This window comes from Candidatus Thiosymbion oneisti, from assembly GCF_900092655.1.
Lineage (GTDB): Bacteria > Pseudomonadota > Gammaproteobacteria > Chromatiales > Chromatiaceae > Thiosymbion > Thiosymbion oneisti.
On the sequence record NZ_FLUY01000522.1, the window covers coordinates 1 to 7,027 of the forward strand.

Below are 7,027 nucleotides of genomic sequence, written 5' to 3' on the forward strand. Positions count from 1 at the left end.
ACCGACCGCTGTTCCAAATTCCTTGAGAAAACGCTCGGCAAAGTCGATAAATCGCTCCCCGTCGATGCCTAGTCGCGTGAGGATCTTGGGTGCTTGCGCCTCAATGTACCCACGTTTATCCGCGCGTAATGCTCGACCCGTCCAATCGACCAACTCCAGGTAGTCATCGAAGGCAAAGGGCACTGCCCAGGGGGTCCGTGCGGTGGCATCAAAGGGCATCAGAGGGGCCTGGGGTAAGACGTGCGTTTCGGCCTCTGGTCGTAACCGCTCCCCATCGAGCATTACCTCAGGATCTTTAGTGGTTGCGGTCTCCTGCGAGCCGGCTTCGGACCCGACTTCCTCCGGCAACCCGACGACCCGCTCCTGAATCGAGGTGTAGTCCGAGGTCTCCGGCGTCTCGGCCAGCCCGGCCCGTACCGGATTCAGATCCACATAGGCCATCGCCGCCAACAATGCCTTCTCATCGAGCAACGCCTGGCTCTTGAAGCGACCCTCCCAAAACCGCCCCTTCACCCCATCTTCGGCATTGGCCCGGCGGGCGATGTGCTCATTGAGGGTGCGCATGAACCAGGACAGATCATGTAATCGTTCCCGATAGACCTCAGCAAGTTCTTCAACCTTGGCAATCTCCGCCTGGGTCATCTTCGCCCGTGCCGCCGAGAGATAACGTGTCACCAACAATGGCCCGGTGAAGAGCGCTGTCCAGTGCCTCAGTACCTCCTCGATCGACCACTCCAAGGACCGTTCGCGGTCGATGCGCACCACGATGTGATAGTGATTACTCATCACCGCGTAGGCAGCTACATCAATGGCGAACAAAGCAGCAAGCTGCTGAATACGCTCAACAATCCAACCGCGACGGTGGTCGAAATTCAGGCCTGAGAACGGGTCCTCACCACACAAGAAGGCACGGCGTACACAGCGGCATACACAGTGATACCAAGGGGTGTCCTCAAGCGAGACGAGAACGGAACGAGGAGCAGTCATCGTGGGCCCTCTGTGGTTTCGGTGTCGAGAAGAAGCTTAGCTTGAGCTTAGCTTGGGGTGGGGAAGATGTCAAACAAGATGAGTGTCCTTTTATTGCTTTTATTGTCCCATAAACAAAGTGGGTGTCCTTTTTGATGCTCCCCCATATTTTATAGCGCGTAAAGTCGCCAGCGGTGTAGGGAGCTATGCCCACTGGTAACTCGCCCGGCTGCAAAGAAAAACCACGAATCACACAAATCCTCGCGGATCGATTCGCGCGATTCGTGTGATTCGTAGTTTTTCCTTCAGGGGAGATATTGGGCACGCCGCCGTCCAAAGATGCGGTTCGCTGCCTGCCCCATCCCTGAGGCGGTCGGCAGGCGCTTACCGCATATATGGCGGGTGGCGCCGCCCCTGGCTTACCCGCCCTACCACCATCCTACGGGCTAATGCAAGGGTGGCGGTGGGCACAGCCCACCCTCAAGGCCATGTTTTCAGGAGGATTTATACGCGCTTGCTGGCCGCCCGGTGGAACAGGCGGATCAGGACGCCTTCCATTTTATGGAGCAGCCCATGCTCGGAATCTGCTCCTCGGGTCCGGCACCGGTCTCGGCCACCTGCTTCATGGCCTCGAACAGGTCTCGGCGCGTGCCTTGCGGCGCCGGCTCTTTACGACTTGCATCCAGCCGGCCCCGGTACTGAAGCCCCAACTCGCTGTTGTAGCCGAAAAAATCCGGTGTACAGACGGCACCATAGGCCCTCGCGACCGCTTGGGTCTCGTCGAACAGGTAGGGAAACGGAAAATCATAATCCGCGGCCACTCGCTTCATATTGTCGAACGAGTCCTCCGGGTAGTCCGTCGGATCGTTGGACATGATGGCCACGCAGCCGATGCCGTAGTCGGCCAGCTCGCGGGCATCGCGTAGGATTCGGTCGCGCACCGCCTGCACGTAAGGGCAGTGATTGCAGATGAACATAACCAGTAGACCCTGCTCACCTTTACACTGATCGCGGGACCAAACCTTCCCGTCAATACCCGGAAGGGAAAAATCCGGCGCCGGCGTTCCAAAGTCACAGACTGGGGTCTGAAGTGTAACCATCGATCGACTCCTGACATCACAAAGGATTATGGATTGCGCCATAGTACCGGAAGCGGTAAAAAAGCCAAACCGACTCGCAGTCCCTAGCAAAAATCGCCAACGCGGATTACCATCTAGCGATTCTGGAGACCTCGAATGGACGCCGAGCCGAGCCGGGGTCCGATCTCGGACAACCCACATAAACCAAGGCAATGGGCACCTTAGCCATGGCAAGCGATTTCATCTTCACTTCCGAATCCGTCTCCGAAGGACATCCCGATAAAGTGGCGGACCAGATCTCCGACGCCCTGTTGGACGCCATCCTGACCCAGGACCCACGTCCCGAGCAGGCGCGCGTCGCCTGCGAGACCATGGTCAAGACCGGGGTCGTCATCGTCGGCGGCGAAATCACCACCCATGCATGGGTAGACCTGGACGAGTTGGTCCGCCGGGTGGTGACGGACATCGGCTACGATAGCTCGGACGTGGGCTTCGACGGCTCGACCTGCGCTGTTATGTCCCTTATCGGCAAGCAGTCAGGGGACATCGCCATGGGTGTAGACCGCAGCGACCCGGAGGCGCAAGGCGCCGGCGACCAGGGGCTGATGTTCGGCTACGCCACCAATGAGACGGACGTGCTCATGCCCGCGCCTATCACCTATGCCCACCGCCTGGTGCAACGCCAGTCGGAGATGCGCCGCTCCCATGTGTTGCCCTGGCTGCGACCCGACGCCAAGAGCCAGGTCACCCTCTGCTACCGGGACGGCAAGGTCTCCGCCGTGGATGCGGTGGTGCTCTCTACCCAGCATGATCCGGACGTAGATTACCAACATCTGCGCGAGGCGGTGATGGAGAACATCATCCTACCCGTGCTGCCCGAGGAGTGGCTCCACAGCGACACCAAATTCCATATCAACCCGACGGGGAGCTTCGTCATCGGCGGCCCGGTAGGTGATTGCGGCCTGACCGGACGCAAGATCATCGTCGATACCTACGGTGGCGCGGCCCGCCACGGCGGCGGGGCGTTTTCCGGCAAGGATCCATCGAAGGTCGATCGCTCCGCCGCCTACGCCGGACGCTATGTGGCCAAAAACATCGTTGCCGCGGGGCTCGCCGAACGCTGCGAGATCCAGGTCTCCTATGCCATCGGGGTAGCCGAGCCCACCTCCATCACCATCGAGACCTTCGGCACCGCCAAGCTGCCCGAGGACCGGATTGCGGATCTGGTGCGCGAGCACTTCGACCTGCGCCCTTACAATATTATCCGGATGCTCGACCTGATCCGACCCATCTACCACAAGACCGCCGCCTACGGACACTTCGGGCGCGAGGAGCCTGAGTTCACCTGGGAGCGGACCGACAAAGCGGAGGAGCTGCGCGACGCGGCCGGATTGTAACGGATCAACTATCAACCAAGCCGCTGAGCGTCGGAGTAGATGGACGTAGGATGCGGTGAGCGCGGCAGATCTTACAGGATGGCATCACGAGAAGGCGCGAACCGCATCAGATTTGATGCGGTTCGTTCCTCACCCCATCCTAGGGGCTACTTAACTACGAATCATGCGAACGTGCGTGCATTGGATTTTTTGTTCCCATGAGAACATTCGCGTCGATTTGCGTGATTCGTAGCTTGCGCCTTTGTGGTTCAAATCCTTCCCACCGAGGAGCGCTGCGACCCCGCTACTAAATTGGCGCTACTAAATTGGCACACGTGGTCGGGCTCCGACTACGCCAAAACCGATAGCCGATTTAGTAGCGGGGCCAGGCTCGGTGAGGGGATATCTTAAACAACGGCGCTCACTCTGATAATCATTTGGAGCTGACTACCATGAGTGAGCATACTGCCTATAGTGAGCATACCGCCTATAGGGTCGCCGACATCTCCCTGGCCGCGTGGGGCCGCCGGGAGATCACCATCGCTGAGACCGAAATGCCCGGTCTCATGGCCCTACGTGAAAAGTACGGGGCCCGCAAACCCCTGGCCGGTGCCCGCATCTCCGGCAGCCTGCACATGACCATCCAGACCGCGGTGCTGATCGAGACCCTGGTCGAACTCGGCGCCCAGGTCCGTTGGGCCTCCTGCAATATCTTCTCGACCCAGGATCATGCCGCCGCGGCCATCGCCGCCGCCGGTATCCCGGTATATGCCTGGAAGGGCGAGACCCTGGAGGAATACTGGTGGTGCACCGAGCAGGCCCTGAGCTGGCCCGAGGGTGCCGGTCCCAATATGATCCTGGACGACGGCGGCGACGCCACCCTGCTGGTCCACAAGGGGGTGGAGTACGAGCAGACCGGCAGCGTACCCGCACCCACCGCCGACGACAATGAAGAGTGGACGGCGGTGCTCGGCGTCTTGAAGCGCATCTTCGAACGCGACGCGCGCTACTGGCAGCGAATCGCCGCGGGCATCAAAGGCGTTACCGAGGAAACCACCACCGGCGTACACCGCCTGTACGAGATGGCGCGGGAAGGCACGCTGCTCTTCCCGGGCATGAACGTAAACAACTCGGTGACCAAATCCAAATTCGACAACCTTTACGGCTGTCGCGAGTCCCTGGTGGACGGCATCAAGCGGGCCACCGATGTCATGATCGCCGGCAAGGTCGCCATGGTCTGCGGCTACGGCGATGTGGGCAAGGGCTGCGCCCAGTCCCTACGTGGCCTCGGGGCCATCGTCTGGGTATCCGAGATCGACCCCATCTGCGCCCTGCAGGCATCCATGGAGGGCTTCAAGGTGGTGACCATGGAGGAAGCGGCACCCCGGGCGGACATCTTCGTCACCGCCACCGGCAACCGGGACATCGTCACCCACGACCACATGGCGGCGATGAAGGACCAGGCGATCGTCTGCAACATCGGTCATTTCGACAACGAGATCGACGTCGCCTCCCTCGAGGGCTATGCATGGGAGGAGATCAAGCCCCAGGTGGACCACGTCATCTTCCCCGACGGCAAGCGCATCATCCTGCTCGCCAAGGGCCGCCTGGTGAACCTGGGCTGCGCCACGGGCCATCCGAGCTTCGTGATGTCCAACAGCTTCACCAACCAGACCCTGGCCCAGATAGAGCTCTTCGGCAATACCGACCAGTACCCGATCGGGGTCTATGTGCTGCCCAAGCAGCTGGACGAAGAGGTAGCCCGCCTGCACCTCGGCAAGATCGGCGCCAATCTGACCCTCCTGAACCAGGAGCAGGCGGATTACATCGGGGTACCCATCGAGGGACCCTATAAGCCTGATTATTACCGCTATTAGCGGTCCTGAGTTGTTTGGCGTTGGTTGTGGGAAAAGATCCCTCCTGCGTCGGGACAAATCCGGCGTGTTGGGTTACGGCGCGTTTGGCCCCGTCACCGTGCTTCGAGACCGGACAGCGCGCCTGACCCAACCTACACTTAACGCAAGGCCGCGCGGGTCGGCAGCGCGGGGGTAATATGGGTGTAGGTTGCGTTAAGACGCCGGCACTAACCTGGCAAACGATCAGCGCACCTTTGGGCGTCGAACGCAACCCGCCCGGTCCCCCAAACCGCGCCAAACCATTCAGGATTGCTTTAACCAGACAGCTTCTTAAGAATCACACGCATCGACGCGAAGTTCCGGTGGGCGTAAACAATCCGCTTCGCGCAGATTCGCGTGATTTGTAGTTAATCACTATTGTCTCCGGTTTTGCGCGCAGCTGTACCGGCATTTTCCCTGGCGGCTTGATTTTTATGAATGACGAAATAAACACCAGACCTGTCTACAGCTTCGAGCTCTTCCCTCCCAAGACCCCGCAGGGCATGACCAAGCTCGCGGACACGGTGCAACGGCTGAACGCCGTTGCCCCCCGCTACTTCTCCGTGACCTACGGCGCCGGCGGCTCGACCCGCGAGCGCACCTTCGAGACGGTGGCGCTCCTGCGCGACCGGGGCATCGACACCGCCCCTCACCTCTCCTGCATCGGCTCCACGCGGGCGGAGATCCGGGATATTCTGCACCGCTACCGGAGCCGGAATATCCGGCGTATCGTTGCCCTCCGCGGCGATCTGCCCTCCGGTATGGGTGCCACCGACACCGGGGAGCTGGCTTATGCCAATGAGCTGGTGGCCTGCATCCGCGAGGAGACCGGTGCCACATTCCACATCGAGGTTGCGGCCTATCCGGAGGTCCACCCCCAGGCGCCGGGTGCCAAGCAAGACCTCGCGTATTTCAAGCAAAAGGTCGAGGCCGGCGCGGATGCCGCCATCACCCAGTACTTCTACAACGCCGATGCCTATTTTGCATTCGTCGCTGCCTGCCGACGCGCCGGCATCGGCATCCCCATCGTCCCCGGCGTGATGCCCATCACCAACTACAGCAAGCTCGCCCGCTTCTCCGCCGCCTGCGGTGCGGAGATCCCACGCTGGGTAGGTAAACGACTGGAAGATTACGGGGACGACATGGACAGCATTCGCGAGTTCGGACACCAGGTCGTCTGGGACCTGTGTCGGCGGCTTATCGAAGGCGGCGCACCGGGCATCCACTTCTACACCATGAACCAGGCCGCTCCGACACTTCGACTGTGGCAGGATCTCGGCCTGCCCGGCGCCGAGCCCTAGATGCTCTCAATTACCGACAACATTGAGCGCCCAGGCTCCTCACGGAAAAGTTATCCGCAAATCAACGCAAACAGATCAAGAACCGTCGTTGATGGCAAGTGATTATGACCGATCTGCGTTCATCGGCAGCCAAAAGCGGAGCCACCAAGATTTAGAAGCTGTCTGGTTAAAGCGGATCCTAACGTCGTGTTGCGTTACGCCGTGTTGTTCCCCCAGGCGTTTTCTCGCGCGGCTAATGCAACCTACACGCAACACGAGGTCCGCGCGAGGGATAATGTGGGTGTAGGTTGCGTTAAGACGCCGGCACTGGCCTGGCTATAGACCAACGAGCCGTTGGGCGTCGAACGCAACACGTCAAACCCTGTCCCGACGCAGGAGGGATCTTTCTTGTCCCGACGCAGGAGGGATCT

The 7,027-nt window shown here is 60.4% G+C and carries 5 protein-coding genes and 1 riboswitch; of the genes, 3 read left to right on the top strand and 2 right to left on the bottom strand.

The genetic code is table 11. The features are described from left to right. Both BQ17_RS05135 and BQ17_RS05140 read right to left on the bottom strand, forming a co-directional pair. Nucleotides 1-987: transposase (locus tag BQ17_RS05135; RefSeq protein ID WP_141699117.1), on the bottom strand; the 987-nt coding region annotated here is incomplete at its 3' end. Between the two features lie 521 nt (nucleotides 988-1,508). After that, on the bottom strand, nucleotides 1,509-2,066 hold the full coding sequence (locus BQ17_RS05140) for a thioredoxin family protein (protein WP_089724881.1): 558 nt from the start codon (nucleotides 2,064-2,066) through the stop codon (nucleotides 1,509-1,511). Between the two features lie 206 nt (nucleotides 2,067-2,272). Between BQ17_RS05140 and metK the strand changes: the two genes are divergently transcribed. The 3 genes from metK (at nucleotide 2,273) to metF (ending at nucleotide 6,617) form a co-directional block, all read left to right on the top strand. Next, entirely contained in the window at nucleotides 2,273-3,442 is a 1,170-nt protein-coding gene (gene metK, locus BQ17_RS05145) for a methionine adenosyltransferase (RefSeq protein WP_089724888.1), read from the top strand. A 258-nt stretch (nucleotides 3,443-3,700) separates the two neighbouring features. Further along, nucleotides 3,701-3,851: riboswitch (S-adenosyl-L-homocysteine riboswitch) on the top strand. 22 nt (nucleotides 3,852-3,873) lie between these two features. Continuing rightward, complete coding sequence (gene ahcY / locus BQ17_RS05150) at nucleotides 3,874-5,298, top strand: adenosylhomocysteinase (protein ID WP_089724884.1); 1,425 nt, start codon at nucleotides 3,874-3,876, stop codon at nucleotides 5,296-5,298. 452 nt (nucleotides 5,299-5,750) lie between these two features. Then, complete coding sequence (gene metF / locus BQ17_RS05155) at nucleotides 5,751-6,617, top strand: methylenetetrahydrofolate reductase [NAD(P)H] (RefSeq protein WP_089724886.1); 867 nt, start codon at nucleotides 5,751-5,753, stop codon at nucleotides 6,615-6,617. The last annotated feature ends 410 nt before the right edge of the window (nucleotides 6,618-7,027 follow it).